Origin of the sequence: Mycobacteroides abscessus ATCC 19977 (assembly GCF_000069185.1) — a bacterium.
In the GTDB taxonomy this organism is placed as follows: domain Bacteria; phylum Actinomycetota; class Actinomycetes; order Mycobacteriales; family Mycobacteriaceae; genus Mycobacterium; species Mycobacterium abscessus.
In genome coordinates, this window is sequence record NC_010397.1 from 3,875,109 (window position 1) to 3,896,325 (window position 21,217).

At 64.1% G+C, this 21,217-nt stretch carries 20 protein-coding genes; 7 read left to right on the forward strand and 13 right to left on the reverse strand.

What is annotated here, in order from left to right; genetic code table 11:
* Nucleotides 1-4: 4 nt before the first annotated feature.
* From eat to mftA, 8 genes are all read right to left on the reverse strand, one after another.
* A complete protein-coding gene (eat, locus tag MAB_RS19400) occupies nt 5-1,468 on the reverse strand; it encodes an ethanolamine permease (RefSeq protein ID WP_005112038.1) in 1,464 nt (487 codons plus the stop codon).
* A 60-nt stretch (nt 1,469-1,528) separates the two neighbouring features.
* Nucleotides 1,529-2,944 (reverse strand): mycofactocin dehydrogenase MftG, encoded by a 1,416-nt coding sequence (mftG, locus tag MAB_RS19405; protein WP_423251348.1) that lies wholly within the window; start codon nt 2,942-2,944, stop codon nt 1,529-1,531.
* An 8-nt stretch (nt 2,945-2,952) separates the two neighbouring features.
* The gene (mftF, locus tag MAB_RS19410; RefSeq protein ID WP_005112043.1) at nt 2,953-4,401 is read right to left on the reverse strand and encodes a mycofactocin biosynthesis glycosyltransferase MftF; all 1,449 of its coding nucleotides are present in this window, start codon (nt 4,399-4,401) and stop codon (nt 2,953-2,955) included.
* Nucleotides 4,398-5,144: a mycofactocin biosynthesis peptidyl-dipeptidase MftE gene (gene mftE, locus MAB_RS19415; protein ID WP_005112045.1), complete on the reverse strand. Its 747-nt coding sequence runs from the start codon at nt 5,142-5,144 to the stop codon at nt 4,398-4,400. Before mftE ends, mftF begins: the two co-directional genes overlap by 4 nt.
* A 158-nt stretch (nt 5,145-5,302) precedes the next feature.
* Nucleotides 5,303-6,481 carry a pre-mycofactocin synthase MftD gene (gene mftD, locus MAB_RS19420; protein ID WP_005112048.1) on the reverse strand — a complete coding sequence of 393 codons (1,179 nt, stop codon included), beginning with the start codon at nt 6,479-6,481 and terminating at the stop codon, nt 5,303-5,305.
* Nucleotides 6,482-7,726 (reverse strand): mycofactocin radical SAM maturase, encoded by a 1,245-nt coding sequence (gene mftC, locus MAB_RS19425; RefSeq protein ID WP_005112050.1) that lies wholly within the window; start codon nt 7,724-7,726, stop codon nt 6,482-6,484. It lies immediately after the preceding gene.
* Nucleotides 7,723-8,028 (reverse strand): mycofactocin biosynthesis chaperone MftB, encoded by a 306-nt coding sequence (gene mftB / locus MAB_RS19430; RefSeq protein WP_005077617.1) that lies wholly within the window; start codon nt 8,026-8,028, stop codon nt 7,723-7,725. Before mftB ends, mftC begins: the two co-directional genes overlap by 4 nt.
* 14 nt (nt 8,029-8,042) lie before the next feature.
* Nucleotides 8,043-8,147: a mycofactocin precursor MftA gene (gene mftA, locus MAB_RS19435; protein ID WP_100226026.1), complete on the reverse strand. Its 105-nt coding sequence runs from the start codon at nt 8,145-8,147 to the stop codon at nt 8,043-8,045.
* A 104-nt stretch (nt 8,148-8,251) separates the two neighbouring features.
* Between mftA and mftR the strand changes: the two genes are divergently transcribed.
* A complete protein-coding gene (mftR, locus tag MAB_RS19440) occupies nt 8,252-8,848 on the forward strand; it encodes a mycofactocin system transcriptional regulator (RefSeq protein WP_005112053.1) in 597 nt (198 codons plus the stop codon).
* 4 nt (nt 8,849-8,852) lie between these two features.
* On the opposite strand, the gene MAB_RS19445 is transcribed toward mftR, so the two are convergent.
* The gene (locus tag MAB_RS19445) at nt 8,853-10,028 is read right to left on the reverse strand and encodes an NAD(P)/FAD-dependent oxidoreductase (protein WP_005094533.1); all 1,176 of its coding nucleotides are present in this window, start codon (nt 10,026-10,028) and stop codon (nt 8,853-8,855) included.
* Between the two features lie 64 nt (nt 10,029-10,092).
* A complete protein-coding gene (locus MAB_RS19450) occupies nt 10,093-10,545 on the reverse strand; it encodes an Rv2324 family transcriptional regulator (RefSeq protein ID WP_005055607.1) in 453 nt (150 codons plus the stop codon).
* A gap of 135 nt (nt 10,546-10,680) precedes the next feature.
* On the opposite strand from MAB_RS19450, the gene ddaH reads away from it, so the two are divergent.
* From ddaH to MAB_RS19470, 4 genes are read left to right on the forward strand one after another with little or no spacing between them, the layout of a single operon-like run.
* Nucleotides 10,681-11,538, forward strand: a complete 858-nt coding sequence (gene ddaH / locus MAB_RS19455; protein ID WP_005089035.1) for a dimethylargininase — start codon at nt 10,681-10,683, stop codon at nt 11,536-11,538.
* A 20-nt stretch (nt 11,539-11,558) separates the two neighbouring features.
* On the forward strand, nt 11,559-12,779 hold the full coding sequence (gene rocD / locus MAB_RS19460) for an ornithine--oxo-acid transaminase (RefSeq protein ID WP_005112056.1): 1,221 nt from the start codon (nt 11,559-11,561) through the stop codon (nt 12,777-12,779).
* A 25-nt stretch (nt 12,780-12,804) separates the two neighbouring features.
* Entirely contained in the window at nt 12,805-14,280 is a 1,476-nt protein-coding gene (locus tag MAB_RS19465; protein ID WP_005080450.1) for an APC family permease, read from the forward strand.
* Entirely contained in the window at nt 14,277-15,158 is an 882-nt protein-coding gene (locus MAB_RS19470) for a universal stress protein (protein WP_005055603.1), read from the forward strand. The genes MAB_RS19465 and MAB_RS19470 overlap by 4 nt, the downstream gene beginning before the upstream one ends.
* Before the next feature lie 8 nt (nt 15,159-15,166).
* Here the strand turns inward: MAB_RS19470 and MAB_RS19475 are convergent, their stop codons facing one another.
* Together MAB_RS19475 and MAB_RS19480 are read right to left on the reverse strand one after the other, a co-directional pair.
* Complete coding sequence (locus MAB_RS19475; protein WP_005080449.1) at nt 15,167-15,988, reverse strand: mycofactocin-coupled SDR family oxidoreductase; 822 nt, start codon at nt 15,986-15,988, stop codon at nt 15,167-15,169.
* Nucleotides 15,989-16,116: 128 nt separating this feature from the next.
* Nucleotides 16,117-16,917: a membrane protein gene (locus MAB_RS19480; RefSeq protein WP_005112059.1), complete on the reverse strand. Its 801-nt coding sequence runs from the start codon at nt 16,915-16,917 to the stop codon at nt 16,117-16,119.
* Nucleotides 16,918-17,028: 111 nt separating this feature from the next.
* Here MAB_RS19480 and MAB_RS19485 point away from each other — a divergent pair, with 111 nt between their 5' ends.
* Together MAB_RS19485 and MAB_RS19490 are read left to right on the forward strand one after the other, a co-directional pair.
* The gene (locus tag MAB_RS19485; RefSeq protein WP_005080445.1) at nt 17,029-18,411 is read left to right on the forward strand and encodes an oxygenase MpaB family protein; all 1,383 of its coding nucleotides are present in this window, start codon (nt 17,029-17,031) and stop codon (nt 18,409-18,411) included.
* 96 nt (nt 18,412-18,507) lie between these two features.
* Nucleotides 18,508-19,857, forward strand: coding sequence for an oxygenase MpaB family protein (locus tag MAB_RS19490; RefSeq protein ID WP_005080443.1), 1,350 nt, complete (start codon nt 18,508-18,510; stop codon nt 19,855-19,857).
* A gap of 108 nt (nt 19,858-19,965) precedes the next feature.
* On the opposite strand, the gene tuf is transcribed toward MAB_RS19490, so the two are convergent.
* On the reverse strand, nt 19,966-21,159 hold the full coding sequence (tuf, locus tag MAB_RS19495) for an elongation factor Tu (protein ID WP_005055596.1): 1,194 nt from the start codon (nt 21,157-21,159) through the stop codon (nt 19,966-19,968).
* Between the last annotated feature and the right edge of the window lie 58 nt (nt 21,160-21,217).

The window sequence follows — 21,217 nt, forward strand, 5'->3', positions numbered from 1 at the left end:
GTGCCTATTTCAGTTCGTTCTCGGCTTCGGCAAGCGCCGCGAACTCCTCGTCTGGCGAGTTCGCAACCAAATGGTGTCGGCTATACAACCCAAAGTACGCCATAAACAGCACAAACACACCAAACGTGGCGAACGCCGCGGTGGTATCGACAATGAATGTTGCCACGACAGCAACACAGGCGATCACCAGCGCGAAACCACTTGTCGCGATGCCACCGGGTGTCCGGTACGGCCGCTCCATCTCCGGTTCGCGAATGCGCAGCACGATGTGGCTCACCATCATGAGCACATAACTCAGGGCAGCACCGAAGACCGCCATGTTGAGCAACATGGCGCCTTCACCGGTGAGCGACAACAGGAACCCGACGATTCCCGGCACGATCAGCGCCAGCACAGGCGCCTTGCGACCGTTGGTGACCGACAGTCCGGTCGGCAGATATCCAGCCCGGGACAACGCGAAGGTCTGCCGGCTGTAGGCGTAGACAATCGAGAAGAAACTGGCGATGAGCCCGGACAGCCCGATGTAGTTGACCACCTTGGCGACCGTGGCCGTACCCAGCGCTTCCACCAGAGGGTTTCCCGACTCCCCCATTTCCTGGGCTCCCCCGACCCCCGGAACCAGTAACAACACGGCCGTGCCGGTGATGACGAGCACCAGCATCGCCATCAGAATTCCACGCGGGATGTTCTTGGCCGGTTCACGAGCCTCCTCTGCCGCGAGCGGAACACCTTCGATCGCCAGGAACAGCCAGATGGCGAACGGCACCGCCGCCCAGATGCCCAAGTACCCGTACGGCAGGAACGCCGATGCACCCCTCGCACTTTCGTCGACAGGGATATTGGTGAGGTTGTGCACGTCGAATCGGCCAACGGCCCCGATCGTGAAGATGACCAGACCAACCAGCGCCACCCCGGTGATGATGAACATCGTCCGAAGTGCCTCACCGGCTCCACTGAGATGGATACCGATAAAGACTGCGTAAACCGCCAGGTAGATCCACCACCCATCGGCGAGGCCGGGCAGGTGCAGCGATTCGACATAGCTTCCGATGAAGGTCGCGATGGCGGCCGGAGCGATGGCATACTCAATGAGAATCGCCGTCCCAGTGGCGAATCCACCCCACGGGCCCAGCGCCCTCCGGGCAAAGGTGTAGCCCCCGCCGGCCGTGGGCAACGCGGACGACATCTCCGCCATGCTCAGCACCATCGACAGATACATCGCGGCGATGATGACCGCCGCGATGGCCAGACCACCGAACCCACCCTTGCTCAGGCCGGTGTTCCAGCCCGCGTAGTCACCGGAGATGACATAGCTGACTCCCAGGCCTGCCAGTAATACCCAGCCCGCGGTGCCCGACCTCAGCTGCCGTCGCGCGAGATAGTCCGCGCCCTCAAGATGAGATTGGACGCCAGCGTGATCATGGGATGCTTCCGGGGGCGAGCTGGCGGCATCATCGGAAGTTGACATCGTCCAATTGTGCGACCGATGGTCTGCACGCGTGGGTTAGACGACGAGATTCATATTCCGTTACGACCACGCAACAAACTGCGCGGCCCGGTGTCCGATCATGGCGATGGTGGCCGCGGGGCCGCGACTCGGAATGGTTGGCAGGATCGATCCGTCGATGACAAACAGCCCGTCGATTCCCCTGACGCGGCAGTACTTGTCGACAACAGCATGCTTGTCGCGGTCATTTCCCAAGGGCGCCGTGCCACACAGGTGCTGCGACGTCGACCATCGCGGGCCGCCAAAGCGGCGCCCATACAGTTCAGACACCAGGTGCACCCCGTCGCGCAAGCGATCCATATCGGCGGTCTCGCTGTCGTACCTCAGATCGATGTAGACCGGCGCTGCCGGATCGGTCGATCGCAGCTCGAGACGGCCGCGACACTGTGGCGTCATCAACGCCACACCGATCTGCCGGGCGTCCGCCCCATCTGCTACGACTCCGGCCATCGCGGCGAATCCTGTTGTATAGGGCCGTATTTCAAGACACATCGGGTGATCGGTATGTAAGACGGTGTCCAGGACCGGATGGCCCTGCTGCCCTTGCTCACCGGTATCGAGTACCCATTCGGCGTGGTCCATCACCCGCGTGCCCACGCCCGGCAGATCGACAACGGGCTGCACCCCCACCGCACGCAGTTCATCTGCCGGGCCCAGCCCCGACAGCAACAGCAGCTTTGCGCTCTCGATAGCCCCCGCGCTCAGAATGATCCGATCGGCGGTGAGGGTTCGCACCGAATTGCCCACCGCCACCTGCACTCCGGTTGCCTTTCCGCCGCTGCACAGCACTCGCAGCACTCGGGTGCCGGAATACACGGCGAGATTGGGACGCCACACCGCGCTCTCCAGGTAGGCGCGTGCGGGCCCGACCCTGATGCCGGAGTCGATGTTGAGCGGTACCAATCCCACTCCGGCACCGGCCGAGCCGTTGAGATCAGCGACCACCGGGTACCCCCGATTGACGGCAAGGTCCATCAATTCTGTTCCAGCGCTGCTCTGTTCGTGCCTACGGCCAACAGGTATGGGCCCCTGCGATCCGTGCAGCGGATCGTCGCGAAAATCGTGGTCGGTTTCTATCGCCCGGAAGTGATCGCGCACCTCCGCCCAGGACCATCCCGATACCGCCCATCCATCGAAGTCCGCCGGCCGGCCCCGCACGAAGTACCCGCCATTGATAGCCCCCGAGCCCCCCACCACGGATCCGCGTACCAGTTCGGCCTGATCGCCGGTGGACGTCAATGTCGCCCAGTAGTAGGTAGCTATCTGACTGCCGGGCCCAATCGGCAGGCGGTACCCGTTCCGTACCCCGGCCTCGTCCGCCGACGACACCGGCCCCGCCTCGACGAGCACCACTCGAAACGACGGGTCTTCAGAAAGGCGGCCTGCCAGAATCGAACCCGCGCTTCCTGCGCCCACGATGAGCGCATCGGCGTGGATCGGCCTACTCAGGGCCGTAGTTCCGGTCGGAGCGCACCGAGATCACGCTCCCGCACGATTCCGGACCACAGCCCAATCCCGTAGGCAATATCGTCCAGGCGCTTCAGCAGTACGTACTCGATAAGACCGATGCGGTCATCGGGAGAGGCCGAACTGTCGTTGCGTTTCATCCAGTCCACGACGCCGTCGACAATGGCGGCAACCACCAGTACCTGCCTGCTGCGCCGCGACAGCGCGGCCGCGAACAACGCCAACGGCCAATAGTGACGACACAGCGCGGACGCGATCTGCAGCGCGGCGCCGCCCACTCCTTGAGCGGCCACCCGAACTACGTCACGTGGCGGGGTATCCACGCCTCGCAGGGTCCGGGCCACTCTCCCGGCCGCCAATGCGGCCATGCCCACCGCGGCCAGGTAGCCCATTCCCGACCCCACCGCCGCGAGGATCCATACCAGCAGTGTCCATCGGGAGATGACCATCGGCGCCACCTTGTCGGGATGACGGGTCGACAGCGGGGCCGCGCTCTTTCCGTAGAAGGCCTTGCGCGCAAACCATTCTCGGAGAGTGAGCCGATGGTCGTGGGCCACATGAGACACCGGCTCATACCGAAGCCGCGAGCCCGCCTCGATCAGCCGCCAGCACAGGTCCACGTCCTCACCGCACTGCAGCGCTTCGTCGAATCCGCCTATCTCGTTGATCGCGGACCGCCGGACCACAATCGCCGCACTCGGGACGTACGACACCGGACCGTACGGCACCACAGGAGCCTCCCGCAGGCCGAGATCCAGCGAGGAACGTACCGCCTCGTACCGGGCAATAGCGTTGTCACTCAACACCAATCCCACGATGCGCGGCGCGACCAAGGCCACCGCCGGATCACTGAAGTGCCCCAACAGCGCCTCGAGCCAACCGCGCCGTGGCACCACATCCGAATCGAGGAACGCAACGAAGTCCGTCGTCGCGAGCTTCAGACCGGTGTTGCGAGCCGCCGCCGGACCTTGACTGTCGGCGTGGCGCACCACCTCCACGTGACAATGCATGCCTTCTAGATCGCTCTCGACGATCGGGATGGTGGAGCCGTCGTCGACGACGATCACCCGCATGCCACGCAGCGCCCGCAACAGGCGGCGTAGCCCAAAGCCATTGTCTCGACATGGAATAACAACAGTCACGTCACGGTAGCCGGGCCCGCCCACCGGGCGGGGATGCGCCACGGTGGCATCCAGTAGCGTCCGCGCCAACTGCGCGCTGGTCGCGTCACGGACCTCGAGCCGTCCACCGGACAGCAGTGTCCGCGCCGCCGGAGCCAACCGCAGCAGCCGGGTCGGAGAGCCGCCCAGCAGCGCCGAACCCTCGTCGAGCACGCGGACTCGACGGTCCACCTGAACCGCGAATCCGTCGGGTAGCCGCTCCTGCGATGGAGCCGCGTGCTGCGCCTGCTCGTCGCTCGTGGTCATACCAGCCGCCCGTCGGCATCAGGTGTCCACCGCCGCACCGCGTCGGCGCATTGTCGAGTCATCGTTTCCAGCATCCGTGCGCCGTCCTGGCTGCTGGCCGTGGTCGGATCGCCGAGTACGCCGATGGCGCTCACCGCGGCCACACCTCCCGCTCGCATGGGCGCCATCAGCTCGTGCAGCGGCGCCACATTACCGGCGAGCACTTCCTCACGACGCACTACATCCGGCGAGATATGTAGTAACAGAGACGTTTCCACGTGCCCGGCATGAGCGTCGCCGCCTTCGACAGCGCACGCCCACCACGCCACGTCGCGGCCCTCCGAACGCAGCAGCCGAACCGCCGAGACCAGCCCCTGGATATTGCCGCCATGACCGTTCACGATGACGATGCGCCGGCACCACTGAATAGCAGATCTGGCGTACTCCACCAGGAGCCGGCCGAGCACCTCGGTACCGATCGAGATGGTCCCAGCGAAGGACTGATGCTCCCCACTCGCCCCGTACGCGATGGCCGGGGCGAGGGCCGTGCGGCCATCACCGCCATCGGCAGCCAGCTCCGCAGCAGCACCGGTTGCCACGGCACCGGCGATCCGGGTGTCGGTATCCAGCGGCAAGTGCGGCCCGTGCTGTTCCGTTGAGCCGAGCGGAGTGAACAGAGTGATGGCCTCATCTGAGAGCTCCGGGGAGATGGCGGTGCTCAAAACAGTCGGAACAGCCACCCGCCGATGGTAGGCCGAATTCACGTCAAATGCATCCAAAGTTGGCGCACCCAACGGAGGTCTTTGCATCCTTGCTGGCCGTCGGCTTTTGCGAAGGGGGCTATTTCGCCCCGATTTTCACGCCAGTCCCTGCCGCCACACCCACTCTGCCGGACACCGTGTTCAATTCGCAGTGCGCCGAACTAGTGCCTGCCGAGGCCCCGGGCAAACCCCTCCGGGATCAAAAGATCATCTGGGGATAGCTCGTGCACAGACTTCTTTCCGAGCCCCATCAGCGCGGAGTCGATGCCGCCGCGCATGATGTCCAGAACGTTCTCGACGCCCGCCTGCCCGGAGGCCGCCAGACCCCACAGGTAGGCCCGCCCGATCATCACCGCGCGGGCGCCCAGGGCCAGTGCCTTGACAACATCGCTGCCCCGACGGATACCGCCATCCAGCAGCACCTCGATATCGTGTCCGACGGCGTCGGCGATGCCGGGCAACGCACGGATGGACGCGGGGGTGCCATCAAGGTTGTTACCCCCGTGGTTCGACACCGAAATCGCCGAGACTCCGCAATCCACAGCACGTTTGGCGTCATCGATGCGCATCACGCCCTTGAGCATGAACGGACCGTCCCACTGCTCGCGCATCCAGCGCACGTCATCCCAGGTGGGCGCCGGGGTCCCCATCCACTGCCCATAGGCGTCGAAGAACGGTGGGCCGGCCTCGCCGCGGGCCGCCTGGTTGGGCACCCGTAGGTCCGGGATGTTCATTCCCTTGCCGAACGACCACAGCCAGCTGGGCTTGGTGACGACTTCGGGCGCCAACCGAATCATCGATCGCAGGTCCATTTTCTCGGGTATGGCGGGACTGCCCCAGTCACGCCCGTGCGAGAAGCTCCAATCGAGGGTGGCGATAAGACCCACAGCTCCAGCGTCTTTGGCGCGCTGGATGCGCTGTGCGACATCGTCGCGGCCACCCAGCCAATAGATTTGGAAGTGGGTCTTGGGGTTCGCGGCCACCACATCCTCGATGGGCTTGCTCGCGAACGAGGACAGACCCATAGCCGTGCCGCGTGCGGCCGCGGCCCTCGCCACGGCAACCTCGCCGTCAGGATCGACGGCCTGCACCCCGGTGGGAGAAATCATGACCGGCAATGAAATATCTTGCCCTAGAACGGTTGTCGAGAGCTCCCGATCCGGCTGGATGCCGACGACATGCGGCTCGAACCCGAGCTCGCCGAACGCCTCGACATTGTCGCTGACAGTCAGGCCCTTTTCACTGGCCGAGATCAGCGAGCTGTAGACGGACTTCGGCAACCGCTTCTTGGCCCGCTGCTGGGCTATCGCGACCGTCTCGAACCATTTGTTGCGGGCCATCTACCGTCCTGCTCGTAGGGTGGAAAGAGGGTTCTCATCGCATGCGCGCGAGGGCGGTCGACGCGTCAGCGTCAGCGCGACCGGACCCGTGGCGGGGCCACGCTTGCTCTTCGAATGCGAGTGGTCACCACTGGGTTTGGGGACCACTCGGTCGGCAGCAAGGGCCGCCTCGCCGTAGCCCTGCACGCATTCCGGGTCGGGCCCGTCCATCGGGAGCCCGGTGAAGAACTTGGCAGCCATGCAACCGCCACGGCAGCTGTCGTAGTGTCCGCAGCTGCCACAGGCACCTGCGGACTGCGGCTCACGCAGCTCGCTGAACAACTGCGAGTGCTTCCATACCTGGTCAAATCCATTGTCGGACAACACATTGCCAGCAAGGAACCGATCGTGGATCGCGAACGGGCAGGCATATACATCACCCACCGGGTCGATCAGGCACACCACCCGGCCCGCGCCGCACATGTTGAGGCCCGGCAAACCACCGGACCCGTCGCCATAGGCCGAGAGGTGGAAGAAGGAGTCGCCTGTGAGCACCCGCTCGCCGTTGCGCACCAGCCAGTCGTATAACTGGCGCTGCTGCGCCGCAGTCGGATGCAGTTCGTCCCACACGTCGGCGCCGCGACCCGACGGACGTAACCGCGTGATCCGCAGTGTCGCACCGTATCTTGCTGCCAGGGAGGCGAACTCATCGAGCTGGTCCACGTTGTGGCGAGTGACCACCACTGAGATCTTCGCGTCTTTGAATCCGGCTGCCGCCAGGTTCTCCAACGCGCGCACCGCCATGTCGAACGAGCCCGCGCCACGCACCGCATCGTTCACCTCCGCGGTCGCGCCATCCAGCGATATCTGAACGTCTACGTAGTCGCTCGCCGCTAGCCGGGCTGCAACCTCTTCGGTGATGCGCACACCGTTGGTCGAGAACTTGACTCCCACATGGTGCTCGGTTGCGTAATCGACAAGCTCCCAAAAGTCCGACCGCACAGTGGGTTCCCCGCCGCCGATGTTCACGTAGAACACCTGCATGCGCTCGAGCTCGTCGATGATGTCCTTGCACTGCTGCGTGGACAGCTCGCGCGGGTCGCGCTTGCCCGACGAAGACAGGCAGTGCACACAAGACAAGTTGCAGGCGTAGGTCAGTTCCCAGGTGAGGCAGATCGGGGCATCCAGCCCCTGCTCGAACTGATCCACCAGTTTCGGAGCCGCAACGGCGGCGACATTGAGGCGGGGTACTGCGGGAGCGCTCATGAGGCGTCCTCTCGGGTCACGATCATCTGGGAATCCGCCAGCACCGTCAGGGCCTGTTGGTAGGCGCTGACCTGGCCGTCGGCGACACCGGCGGCCAGCCAGGCGCTCTCGGCACTGCGGTGCTCAGCGAGGGACTGCACGATCTGCAGCAGAGTGCGGTTCTTCAGAAAGGAGAGCTTGCGAGTCCCGAAGTGATAGAGCAGCGCCCCAAACGGTTCCGGGCGCAGCGATACCTGGGAATGCAACTGCCAGGGCCGAGTCCAGTCGAAACCGGTGGGCGCCTCGTCGATCATGGCGCTCATCGCGATGGGGCGTCTCAGTAGACGCCGCACATTCCGTCGATCGACACCTCTTCAACCAGTGATTCCTGCACCAATTCGGTGTCGTTGTGCTGTCCGGCGACAGTGGTGGGCTCGGCCATCTTGTTCACTCCCTTGTGAGTCTGGACTGTGGCGACGGTCACGATAATAATGGCATCGAGTGCAGAAAGGGAAGAGGGTGTCAGAAAATGGCAGACTCCTCGGCATGAACGCGCAGCCGGCGCGCGTAGGACGACGCCCTTCGACGACCCGCGATGAGATCACCGCGGTGGCTATGACGCTGTTCGCGCAGCATGGCTTCGACGAGGTGAGCGTCGACGATATCGCCGCGGCGGCCGGAATCGCCCGGCGTACGGTATTTCGGTATTACAGCTCGAAGAACGCAATCGTGTGGGGAGACTTCGACTCTCACCTCGGGGTGATGCGCGCACTCTTGGATGAGACAGCGGACACGGTGGACACCAGTACCGCGTTGCGTCAAGCCGTGTTGACGTTCAACGACTTTCCGGTCGATGAGACTCCACGACACCGCATGCGGATGCGGATGATCCTGGAAGTCCCGGCATTACAGGCATATTCGATGCTGATGTACACCGGATGGCGCGATGTGATCGCACAATTCGTGGCCCGACGCAGCGGTACAGATCCCGGCTCGCTGCTGCCGCAGACCGTGGCCTGGACCCTGCTGGGCGTGGCGCTCGCGGCGTATGAACAATGGCTCGCCGACGAGTCCTCGAAGCTCACCACGCTGCTCGGCAAGGGCTTCGATGCCGCCGAGGTGGGGCTGCGCGCCCTGCGCTAATCCCCTAAGACCCCGCGAGTACCTCGGCGATCGGTGTTCCGGCCGCGATCTTGGCCCGCATCTTCATCACCGGGCCTGCCATGCCGCAGCCCACGACCCCGGTCAGCACGCCGTCGCGTTCCAAATAGGCCAGGAACTTCCGGCCGTCATCGGAGATCAGGTGCACGGTGTCGGAGCTTCCGAGGTGCCCGAGCGACTGAATCTTGACGTCGTACTGGTCACTCCAAAAATAGGGCACTGCAACCGTATTGGCAGACGTTTCTTGCCCCAGCAGGGCCGGAACCAGCGCACGCACCTGATCGGCGACATTGCTCCAGTGCTCCACCCGGTTCGGCCGCCCGTCGGCGCCCGCCCAGGCGGCGACATCACCCAGCGCCCACACATGCGGAGTACCGGTGGCGCCCACCGCGTCACACACCACGCCGTTGTCCACCGCCACGCCAGACCCGTCCAGCCAATCGATCGCGGGGCGGCTCCCGATACCCAGGACGACTAGGTCGGTGTCCAGGCGCGTCCCATCCGACAAGGTGACGGACTGGACCCGGTCCTGTCCTTCCACGGCGTCCACGCCGACGCCCACCCGAACGTCCACACCCTCGTTGCGGTGCAGCCGGGCCACCAGATCCCCGAGCTGCTGGCCGATAGCCGCCAACAGCGGCGCCGGCTGCGGCTCCACCAGGACCACCTCAACTCCGTTGGCCCGCAGGGTGGCCGCCACCTCGCAGCCGATGAAACCTGCCCCGACGACGACCGCCCGCCGCGCGTTCTCGGCGTCGCCACGCAGCGCGAAGCTGTCGTCGGCCGTGCGCAGTACATGAACACCAGCCAAGTCTGGGAAAGTAGGAATGCGACGGGGCACCAAACCGGTCGCGATGATCACCTCTCCGTACTCCAAGGTGCCGCCGTCACTCAGGGTGACCGTGCGGGCCACCGGGTCCAGCGCGGTGACCTCGGAGCCGAGACGCAACTCAATCTGCTTCTCGTCGTAAAACTCTCGCGGTTTGAGCACCACAGCGTCGATCGTCTTCTCCGCGTCACGCAGGACATCCTTGGAGAGCGGCGGCCGGTCGTACGGCAGATGGGTCTCACTACTGACGATGGTGATTGGCCCGGTGAACTCCGCACGGCGCAACTGTTCGGCGGTTCGTACCGCGCCCAGCCCACCACCGATGATCAGCACTCCACGTTCCGCGTCGGTCATGGGTTTCTTCATACACGACTGGACACGCGCGATGTCAGCCCTATCACCCCTGCACCTGCGCCCGGTCCACCAGGTTGGAAAGCACCACGATGCTCTCGGTGCGGTCGATATCCCCGCTGGCGCGGATGCGTTCCAGTGCCCGTTCCAGGTGCTGGATATCGCGTGCCAAGACCCTGAGCATCGCGTCCGAGGTTCCGGTCACCGTCGCCGCGCTCACCACCTCTGGAATATCGATCCACGCGCGCCGCAAGGCTTCCGGAGTGATAGTGCCCTGGCAGTAGACCTGGACATAGGCCTCGGTGTTCCAGCCGACAGCCGCGCGGTCCACCACGGTGGTGAAGCCCTTGATGACTCCCGTCCCGACCAGCCGGTCAACCCGTCGTTTGACCGCGGGAGCCGAAAGGTTGACCTCCTCCCCTATTTCGGCGAATGTCGCCCGGGCGTTGCGCATCAACAGGGTCACGATCCGCTCGTCGGTGGCGTCCAGCTCTGCCATGGGAGTCCTTCCTTCAATGATCCCGCGCGATTCTGCAATAGACTGCCAAATTCCTCGCCTAGACGCAATGAATCGAACACTGCCGCGCAATGGATAAAGATTGATTGCAGGATTCAGCGCTTCTACGCTCGGTACATGACCGCTGTGCACCAGGGTGGACACCCGGCCGATTCCCCGATCCAACAACCAGACAGAACGCCGACGACGCGTCACTACGTGATGGTGCCGCCGACGCACTACGCCGTCGAATACGCGATCAATCCCTGGATGGACACCTCCAATCCGGTGGATGCGACGCTCGCCACCGCCCAGTGGGATGCGTTGCGCGCCACCTATGAACGACTGGGCCACAGGGTGGACATCTTGCCTCCTGTCGCGGGCTTACCCGACATGGTGTACGCGGCCAACGGCGGAATCGTGTTGCGTGGCAACGCCGTTGTCGCCCGGTTCACCCACGCCGAACGCGCCGGGGAATCCGATGCCCACGCCGCCTGGATGCGTCAGCATGGGTTGCGCCCCATGCACTCGCGCTACACCAATGAGGGACAGGGCGACTTCCTGCTGGCAGGCGACATCATGTTGGCAGGCACAGGCTTTCGAACCGACGTCAGATCGCATACCGAGATCGCCAGAATGCTGGACATTCCAGTGGTGACTCTGGAGCTTGTCGATCCACGGTTCTACCACCTGGACACCGCACTCGCCGTGCTGGATCCACAGACAGTGGCGTACTACCCGCCGGCATTCAGCGAGGCCTCCCGAGCGCGACTGCGGTGCATGTACCCCAATGCCATCATCGCCAGTTCCACCGACGCCTACGTCCTCGGCATGAACGCGGTCTCCGACGGTCGCCACGTCATGCTGCCCGCCGCGGCGACCGGGTTCGCCGAACAGCTCCGCGACTCCGGGTTCGAACCGATCGGCATCGATCTTTCCGAACTCCTCAAGGGTGGCGGATCGGTCAAATGCTGCACACTGGAGCTGCACTCGTGACCGTCACGGAGGCCCCCGGCATGTCGCCCGATTCATACAAGAGCGCTGAGTACATCGAGTTGGCCGAGCAATACGGCGCGCACAACTATGCGCCACTACCGGTCGTCGCCCACCGGGCCGAGGGCGCGTGGATCGAGGATGTGGACGGTAAGCGATACCTGGACTGTCTGGCCGCCTACTCGGCCGTGAACTTCGGCCACGGGAATCCCGAAATCCTCGCGACCTCGCACGCCCAGCTCGACACGGTGACACTGGTGAGCCGGGCGTTTCATTCGGATCGCCTCGGTAGGTTCTGCCGCGACCTCGCCCGGCTCTGCGGCAAGGGCATGGTGCTGCCGATGAACACCGGGGCCGAGGCCGTCGAGAGCGGTATCAAGGTGGCCCGTAAATGGGGCACCGACGTCAAGGGCGTGCCGGTGGATCAGGCCAATATCGTGGTGGCACACAATAACTTCCACGGTCGAACCATCAGCATCGTGAGCTTCTCCTCCGATGAGACCGCGCGCGGCGGATTCGGACCGTTCACTCCCGGATTCCGCATCGTGCCATTCGGCGATGCCGCCGCCCTGGAGCGGGCGATCGACGGCAACACCGTCGCCGTCCTGCTGGAGCCCGTTCAGGGCGAGGCCGGCATCGTCATCCCGCCGGACGACTACCTGCCCGCCGTCCGCGCACTGTGCACCGAGAACAATGTTCTGTTCATCGCCGACGAAATCCAGGCGGGTCTCGCCCGCACCGGACGAATGTTTGCCTGCGACCACTGGAACGTTGTTCCCGACGTCTATCTGTTGGGCAAGGCACTCGGTGGTGGCGTGGTTCCCGTCTCGGCGGTAGTAGCCGATGCCGATGTGCTCGGCGTGCTGCATCCCGGCGAGCACGGCTCCACCTTCGGTGGAAATCCTTTGGGCGCAGCCATCGGATCTACCGTTGTGGCAATCCTTGAACGCGGCGAATTCCAGCGCCGGGCTTCCGTTCTGGGGCGGCACCTACGCACCCGCCTAGATGCTCTGATCGGCCACGGCGTCACCGAGGTACGCTCGCTAGGGCTGTGGGCAGGAGTCGACATAGACCCGAATCTGGCAACGGGAAGACAAATCGGTCTGCGCATGGCAGAGTTTGGCGTCTTAGTGAAGGACACGCACGGTGCGACGCTCCGGTTCGCGCCACCCCTTGTCATCACCGAGGGCGAAATCGATTGGGCGGTAGACCAGTTCGCTGATGCGCTGGCCAGCTTCCGGTAGCTTTCGCCCCGCCACAGGAGGCAACATGGCACCTTCGTCACCCAGCCTTGCCCAGCAACTGCTGCGGCGCCGTCCGACCTCGGGTGCTCCCACCGCCCACGGCGCCGGAGGGCACCTCAAGCAGTCGATGGGAACCTTCCAGCTGACCATGATCGGTGTCGGTGCCACGGTGGGCACCGGTATCTTCTTCATCCTCGCCGAATCAGTGCCCAAGGCGGGTCCTGCGGTGATGGCCTCGTTCCTGGTCGCCGGCCTCGCCGCCGGACTAGCCGCACTCTGTTACGCCGAGCTAGCCTCCGCAGTACCGGTATCGGGTTCCTCGTTCTCCTACGCCTACACAACCTTGGGTGAGCTGGCGGCGATGGTAGTGGCAGCCTGCCTGCTGTTGGAATATGGGGTGTCGGCCGCGGCGGTCGCCGTCGGCTGGAGCCAGTACCTTGACAAGCTCTTGGTCAATCTCTTCGGATGGCATCTGCCGCATGCGATCAGCGCCGCGCCTTGGGACAGCGCCGATCCCGCGGCACCGCATCCCTGGCTCAATCTTCCCGCGGTCCTGCTCATCATCATGTGCGCAATCCTGCTCATTCGCGGCACCAGCGAATCCGCGCTGGTCAACACCGTCATGGTGCTGCTTAAACTCGCCGTCCTTTCCGTGTTCGCGATCATCGCGTTCACCGCATTCCACGCCGGCAACTTCTCCGACTTCGCACCGTTCGGGGTCAGTGGGATCGGGGCCGCGGCGGGGACGATCTTCTTCACCTATGTGGGGCTCGATACGGTGTCCACTGCGGGGGAGGAAGTGAAGGATCCGCAGCGGACCATGCCGCGCGCGCTGATCGCAGCCCTGCTCATCGTCACTGCCTTCTACCTCGTCGTCGCGCTCGCCGCGCTGGGTGCGCAACCCTGGAAAGAGTTCGAGGGGCAGTCCGCCGGCCTGGCCCTGATTTTGGACAAGGTCACCGGAAGCACCTCTGCCAGTACATTCCTCGCGGCGGGCGCGGTGATTTCGATTTTCTCGATCACCCTGGTCTCGATGTACGGCCAGACACGCATTCTCTTCGCGATCGGCCGCGACGGCCTGCTCCCGTCGGTCTTCGCACAGGTCAACCCCCGCACGCTGACCCCGGTGAACAACACGATCATCGTCGCCGTGGTGGTGGGCTTCATGGCCGCCTTCGTACCCCTGGACAGCCTGGCGAACATGGTGTCGATCGGAACACTTACCGCCTTCATCGTCGTATCGATCGGCGTCATCATCCTGCGGGTGCGTGAACCCGAGTTGCCGCGCGCCTTCCGTGTTCCGGGCTATCCGGTGACTCCTGTCCTGTCCGTCATCGCCTGCGGGTACATCCTGTTCAGCCTGCCCTGGATCACCTGGATTGCCTTCGGCGCCTGGGTTGCCATCGTGCTGGTGTTCTATTTGGTGTGGGGCCGGCACCACAGCGCGCTGAACGACCTGCCCAGCGACCCAGCAGAATTATCGGAGAAGGAACCGGTATGACCGTCGTCGTCGGATACCTTTCGGGCAAGGGCGGCAAGGGCGCCCTGCACCTGGCGGTCGAATCTGCTCGTGTACTGGAAACCTCGCTCACTGTCACCACCGTGGTACCGAAGCCGTGGACCACATTGTCCAAGGCCAAGATCGACGCCGAGTACGCACAATGGGCACAGAAGCTTTCCGACGATTCCAAGTCCGAGGCCACTGCCTACCTTGAAAAGATCGGTGCCGGAATCGATGTCACCTTCCACAATGTGGCGCACCGCTCGGTGTCCGGCGGCCTGCTGGAGGCTGTCGAAGCATCCGATGCCGACGTGCTAGTCGTCGGCTCGGCTTCCGAGGGACGCCTGGGGCAAGTGGTTCTGGGATCCACCGGAGACCGGCTGCTGCACTCCTCCCCGGTCCCGCTGGCCATCAGCCCGCGTGGCTACCGCGGGTCGAGGGCCGGTACCGTCAGCCGGGTCACGTGTGGATATCCCGGCACAGAAGATGCGGTCGACGTTGTGCAACAAGCAGTTCGGCTGACCCAGCGCCTACATGCGCCGCTGCGCGTGGTCACCTTCGCGGTACGTGGGCGCACCATGCTCACCGCCGGCGTCGGTCCCGAAGCCGAGGATGCGGTGCTCGCAAGCTGGGTCACCCAGTCCGAGGAAGCATTGTCGGAACTGCGCCAAGCCGGCATCGTCACGGCCGATGTGGAGCTGAAGGTCGTCACCGGCGATACCTGGGATGACGCGCTGGACAACGCCGAATGGAACGATGGCGAGCTGTTGGTTCTCGGCAGCCGGCCACACAGCGCCGTGGCCCGCGTCTTCCTGGGGTCCCGTGCGACGAAGATCGTCAGGCACAGCCCGGTCCCTGTCGTGGTGATGCCGGGCTAGCCCAGGCGTCAGTACGTCAGGTGTCCCTTGTCCACTGGTACCTGGGCACCGGCCAGCGTGCCCGACGCGTCGCTGGCCAGCCACAGCACCACATCGGAGATCTCATCCGGTTCGAGCATCTTGGTGGGTGACAACGGCATTGGCGCAATACTGGGCAGATAGTTGGGATGCTCGGCGAGAATCTTCATCATGGCGTCACCGGTGATCATCGGAGTGGTCACCCCGTACGGATGGATCGAGTTGACCCGGATGCCGTATTCGGCGAGTTCGATCGTCAACGACTTGGTGAGACCGGTGAGGCCGAATTTCGAGGCGACATAGGCGCCGTTGCCCGGCGTCCCCTTGAGTCCGGACACCGAACTCACGATGACGATCGAGCCGCCGTTTCCGGCCTCGATCATCGTGGGCACAACGGCTTTCACGGTCTTCCAGGTACCAGTGAGGTTGGTGTCGATGATGTCTTCCCACTGCTGGTCCGACATCTCCCATAGTCGGCCCCAGCTGAGCACTCCGGCGTTGGCGATCAGGATATCGATGTGGCCGAACTGTGCGACCGCTTCCTCGACCACGCTCTGCAGCGCGGCCCCGTTTCGGACATCGGCCTGCTCAGCGATGATCTTGCGCCCGGCCGCCTCGACGAGCCTGACGGTTTCCTTGAGGTCTTCGGGTGTCGCCGCCTCGTATCCGGCGTACTCCGATACGGGAGCGCAGGCGTCGATCGCGACGACGTCCGCGCCGGCTTGAGCCAGCCGCACGGCGTGCTGCCGTCCCTGTCCACGAGCCGCACCGGTTACAAAGGCCACTTTTCCGGCCAGGGGCTGATCCGCCATGTAACTTGCTCCTTTGCAGTCCAACCCAGGCTAGCAGCATTTCTAGAACGTGTTCCAGATTGAATGCCCGCTCAGTGGGCGCAAATAGGCTCGGTCACCGCTCTCATCGAAAAAGCCGCGCAATCGGTCTAGAGATCGCGCAGGATCTCCGTGCGCTTGTCGCCGTACTCGGCCTCGGATATCAGCGATGCCAGCTTGAGCCGATCGAGCTCCGCAAGCCGGTCGGCCACCGAACCACCGTTACCCGTCTCGGCACCCATCGATCGCTCGCCCGCCTCGGTTTTCCGCAGAATCGCATCGATCTGTTGACGGGCAACCGGATTCGATCGGATGTCGATCACACCATCGCTGCCGATGCCGTTGGCCTTGAGCACCTTCATGATCTCGAAGAGCGGGCCCGCCTGCCCGGTGAGGTCGTACTCACGCCCCTGGGACGAGCTGGTGAACTTGGCCGGCACCTGTCCATTGAGCAATGCGCTGCGCTGCCAATCGATCTGAAATTGCTCGGTGCCAGGAGCTACGAGTACGACCAGCTTTCCGCGCGAGAGGGTCGGCACCTGCAGTACCGATACCCGGGCCCGCGTCTCGGCGCGGAACGGGCTGATCCCGTCCCCGTGCACCTGCAGCGTCAGCTTGATCACCGGCTGATCATTGACGGTCATTCCCGTTTCATTGGCGGCCATCACATCGGCAAGCGCGAGAATGCCGTTGGCCTCCAACAACTTGCGCGCCTCCTCGTTCTTGGTGAAGAGCAGCGTCAACACGAAAGCCAAAACCACGATCCCGATGGTGATGCCGATACCGCTGTACAACATCCAGCTCGTCGCAGGTTCGTCGATCACGTAATACATCACGATGAAAATCGGCCCGACGATCCCGCACAGCAGCGAAAAGGCCAGGATTTTGAGGAAGCGCGCGACCACGTTCATGGGGATCATCATCCTCCAGTTGCCCGGTGTCTTGTGCCCGATCGACGCAGCACCTAAAATTGGCAATGGATGTTGTCAACGATGCCGGCACCACCGACAGGAGGCACTCGCATGCCCAAGCTCACCGCAGTCGATCGACCGCTCCCCGGCAAGCCACACCCATACGACTACTACTACCGGCCAGGGATGGATCTGCGGCCGATTCCCGAGGGCAAGAACGAGTTCGGCTGGATTTGGCGCCATTGCCGACACGTCCTGTTCGATGATTGGTTCGATGTCGAGGACCACGTCACCCCGACCCCGCTCACACGCATTTTCGACGACCACATGTGGCAAGGCGACGAGTTGATGGATGCCGTGGTGGTCATGTTCGAACGGCTCGGATCCGCGCAGGCACGGCCCCTTTTCGAACGGGCCATCACCGACGGCATCGAGTCCCTGGACGACCCTCCGGAAGAGCTGCGCGTCCTCCTGGAGGACGCATACCGGGTCCCGGCTTGGTGGGATCCGGCCAAGGCAGAGCGCGGGCGCGTGCGCCTCAATCAAATGTCCGCACCCACAATGCTTTTGATGACATCCTTCGGCGTCTTCGACACCGTGATGAACTCGGACGTATCGGCCACCACCGGCGCCTCCGGCCGCTTCCGGGACCAGGGTCAACAACGCCTCCTCGAGACGGCGCGCTTCTTCGCGGCACTGCGTGACCGTGATGCCATGCGGCCCGGCTCATGGCAGATGCAGATGACATTGCGAGTGCGCCTCGTACATTCCCTGGCCCGCAAAGGCCTTCGTTCCGCCTGGGGGCCGGATAATTTCGCCGACTTCGGTGTGCCCATCTCCAACTCGTCAATGTGCGGATTCATCGAGGCCGAATCACTGGGGCAGATGCTCATCGAGCATCGGTTCGGACGGCCGTGCACCCTCGACGAGCTCGATGACGCCTGGCATTACATGACGCGCTGGGCATTACTCTTCGGCATCACCGAGCAGATGTGCCCCAAGACCGGCGCGGACGCCATGCGCAATCTCGACTACCTGCTGGCGCGCTCGGGAGATGCCTCACGCTGGCGCGTTGAACTCGTCGAAGTGCTGTCCGCACTGCCCTCGGCCGTCATCGCCCCCGTGCCCATGGAGCGTTTCCGGAAGCTGCTCAGCGACGTGATGTTCGTGGCAGGAATTGGCGCACCCGGTTGGGTCCTCTTGGGCCCCAAGGCGATGGATGAATTCGTCCGCGGCACCAGCTATGAGCGGCTCCCCCGCAGGCTCCCCGGCATGGCCCTACACGCCGCGATGTCCGCGGCTGCCCGACTGGCCGCGGTCCGCGATCGGGTGCCCGGCACGCACCTGGCCCGCAGGATCGTCTACGGGACACTGCTCCCCAACCCGAGCACCATGATGAATCCGGCGTTCGGCCTCCTCGAGCGGCTCAACAGGGTGAACTCGACCTACACCATGCACGACAACAACACGGCCGGGCACGCCTTTGCCCGCTAGACCGGAACCTCACCTCTTGTGAGCCCCTCTCCGGCGGCCTAATATTGACAATGCACGTTGTCAATGATGTCAACGTAAATCTCAGGAGGCGCTCGGATGCCCAAGCTCATCGTGGTCGACGAACCACAGTCAGGCGATCCGCACCCGTTCGACTATTACTACCGCCCGGGAATGGACCTACGGCCGATCCCCGAGGGCAAGAACGAGTTCGGCTGGATATGGAGCCACTGTCGGCACTACCTGTTCGACCCCTGGTTCGACGTCGAAGACGAGGTGACCCCCACCCCTGCGACTCGCATGTTCGACGATCACATGTGGCAGGGCGACGAGCTGATGGATGCCGTCGTGGAGCTGTTCCACGAACTCGGTTCCGCCGAGGCCCGCGCGTTGTTCGAGCAGGCCGTCGAGCACGGCATCGATAGCCTGGGCGACCCTCCCGAGGCACTGCGGGCACTGTTCGCCGACGCCTATCGCGTCCCGCCGTGGTGGGATCCCGAGAAGGCGGAGCGAGGCCGGCAGCGCGCACGGCAGGTGACAACGGCGACTACCGCCGTCATGGCGACCTTCGCGGTCTTCGACACCGTGATGAACTCGGACGTGTCGGCGGCGACCGGAGCCACCGGCCGATTCCGCTATCAAAGCGCCCAGCGGTTGGCCGAGACCAACCGGTTCTTCTCGATGATCTTCGATCGCGACGGCCTGGTCCCCGGTTCCGAACAGATCAAGCTGACCATGCGGGTGCGGCTCGTGCACTCGCTAGCTCGGCGAGGTCTGCGCAGCGCGTGGGGTGAGGACAATTTCGCCCAGTTCGGTGCACCCATCTCGAACGCCTCCATGTGCGGCTTCATCGAGGCGATGCTCGGGGCGCTCCTTGTCGACTACCGCCTCGGAAGGTCGTGCACGCTCCGGGAGATCGATGATGTGTGGCACTACCTGCTGCGGTGGGCACTGATGTTCGGTGTCACCGAGGACCTGCTGCCCCGGACCGGTATCGACGCCATGCGCAATCTCGACTACCTGCTGGCACGCTCCGGCGACGCCTCGCGCTGGCGCGTCGAGCTGGTCGAGGCGTTGGCCACCGGGATGTCCGGCGCGCGCACGGGCCCGGTCCGGCGTCTCTTCGCCGAGGTGATCGCCGGTCCGGGCTCCATGTTGATGGGGCCGGCGGCGATGGACGAATTCTTCCGCGACACCACCTTCGCGGGCGTCAATCATCGGCTCTCGGGCTGGCTGTTCAGCAGGGCGGCCACGGTCAACGCCAACGCGACCTCGGTGGTGGATAGGCTCCCCGGCATCGGTCTGGTGCGTCGTCAACTGGATGCCCTCAACCCCAACCCCAGCAGGGTGAACAATCTTTTGTCCGAGTTGATCGAGAAACGTGCCAAGGTCAGCTCGACGTACACCATGCACGACAACAACACCGCAGGGCACGCCTTTGCGCGCTGAGGGACCCCGCCCGACGCCGACTTTGCGAGGTTGGCACACCACGAAAAACGGCGCCCACCCCGAAGGGTGAGCGCCGTTTTCTTGGCGTTCCTTAGAGCGACCAGATGATCACTTGATGATCTTGGTGACGCGACCCGCGCCGACGGTGCGACCGCCCTCACGGATGGCGAAACGCAGACCCTCGTCCATGGCGACCGGCTGGATCAGCTTGACGGAGATGTCGGTGTTGTCACCGGGCATAACCATCTCGGTACCTTCCGGCAGCGTCACAACACCGGTCACGTCGGTGGTGCGGAAGTAGAACTGCGGACGGTAGTTGTTGAAGAACGGCGTGTGGCGGCCACCCTCGTCCTTGGACAGGATGTAGACGCTGCCCTCGAACTCGGTGTGCGGGGTGGTGGTGCCGGGCTTGACCACAACCTGGCCACGCTCGACGTCCTCACGCTTCACACCACGAACCAGCAGACCGACGTTGTCGCCGGCCTGGCCCTGGTCCAGCAGCTTGCGGAACATCTCAACACCGGTGACCGTGGTCTTGGTGGTGGTGTCCTTGATGCCGACGATCTCGACATCCTCGTTCACGTTGATCACGCCGCGCTCGACGCGACCGGTCACCACGGTGCCACGACCGGTGATGGTGAACACGTCCTCGACGGGCATCAGGAACGGCTTCTCGGTCTCGCGAACCGGATCCGGGATGGACTCGTCAACCGCATCCATCAGGTCGGCAACGGTCTTGCCCCACTCGGCGTCGCCCTCGAGCGCCTTCAGCGCCGAGACACGCACGACGGGAGCGTTGTCGCCGTCGAAGTCCTGGCTGCTCAGCAGTTCCCGGACCTCCATCTCGACGAGCTCCAGGAGCTCCTCGTCGTCCACCATGTCGGACTTGTTCAGCGCGACGAGGATGTAGGGCACACCCACCTGACGGGCGAGCAGCACGTGCTCGCGGGTCTGCGGCATGGGACCGTCGGTCGCGGCAACCACCAGGATCGCGCCGTCCATCTGGGCGGCACCGGTGATCATGTTCTTGATGTAGTCAGCGTGACCGGGGGCGTCGACGTGTGCGTAGTGACGCTTCTCGGTCTGGTACTCCACGTGCGAGATGTTGATCGTGATACCACGAGCCTTCTCTTCGGGAGCGTTGTCGATCTGGTCGAAGGCCGACGCCTCGTTCAAATCGGGGTACTTGTCATGCAGCACCTTGGTGATAGCTGCAGTGAGAGTGGTCTTGCCGTGGTCAACGTGACCGATGGTCCCGATGTTGACGTGCGGCTTCGTCCGCTCGAACTTCGCCTTCGCCACTTGTGTCCTCCTGGACTCTTGTTGTTGTTACTTACAGTTTTGCGCCAGGGGCGCGATC

Bases quoted from the DNA above. Each gene is read 5' to 3' on its own strand.
- MAB_RS19485 (WP_005080445.1), top strand. From the start codon at position 17,029: ATGCCCAAGCTCACCGCAGTCGATCGACCGCTCCCCGGCAAGCCACAC.
- mftR (WP_005112053.1), top strand. From the start codon at position 8,252: ATGAACGCGCAGCCGGCGCGCGTAGGACGACGCCCTTCGACGACCCGC.
- MAB_RS19490 (WP_005080443.1), top strand. From the start codon at position 18,508: ATGCCCAAGCTCATCGTGGTCGACGAACCACAGTCAGGCGATCCGCAC.
- mftC (WP_005112050.1), bottom strand. From the start codon at position 7,726: ATGAGCGCTCCCGCAGTACCCCGCCTCAATGTCGCCGCCGTTGCGGCT.
- mftA (WP_100226026.1), bottom strand. From the start codon at position 8,147: ATGGCCGAGCCCACCACTGTCGCCGGACAGCACAACGACACCGAATTG.
- MAB_RS19480 (WP_005112059.1), bottom strand. From the start codon at position 16,917: ATGAACGTGGTCGCGCGCTTCCTCAAAATCCTGGCCTTTTCGCTGCTG.
- ddaH (WP_005089035.1), top strand. From the start codon at position 10,681: ATGACCGCTGTGCACCAGGGTGGACACCCGGCCGATTCCCCGATCCAA.
- eat (WP_005112038.1), bottom strand. From the start codon at position 1,468: ATGTCAACTTCCGATGATGCCGCCAGCTCGCCCCCGGAAGCATCCCAT.
- mftD (WP_005112048.1), bottom strand. From the start codon at position 6,481: ATGGCCCGCAACAAATGGTTCGAGACGGTCGCGATAGCCCAGCAGCGG.
- rocD (WP_005112056.1), top strand. From the start codon at position 11,559: ATGTCGCCCGATTCATACAAGAGCGCTGAGTACATCGAGTTGGCCGAG.
- MAB_RS19465 (WP_005080450.1), top strand. From the start codon at position 12,805: ATGGCACCTTCGTCACCCAGCCTTGCCCAGCAACTGCTGCGGCGCCGT.
- mftB (WP_005077617.1), bottom strand. From the start codon at position 8,028: ATGAGCGCCATGATCGACGAGGCGCCCACCGGTTTCGACTGGACTCGG.
- MAB_RS19450 (WP_005055607.1), bottom strand. From the start codon at position 10,545: ATGGCAGAGCTGGACGCCACCGACGAGCGGATCGTGACCCTGTTGATG.
- MAB_RS19470 (WP_005055603.1), top strand. From the start codon at position 14,277: ATGACCGTCGTCGTCGGATACCTTTCGGGCAAGGGCGGCAAGGGCGCC.
- mftF (WP_005112043.1), bottom strand. From the start codon at position 4,401: ATGACCACGAGCGACGAGCAGGCGCAGCACGCGGCTCCATCGCAGGAG.
- MAB_RS19475 (WP_005080449.1), bottom strand. From the start codon at position 15,988: ATGGCGGATCAGCCCCTGGCCGGAAAAGTGGCCTTTGTAACCGGTGCG.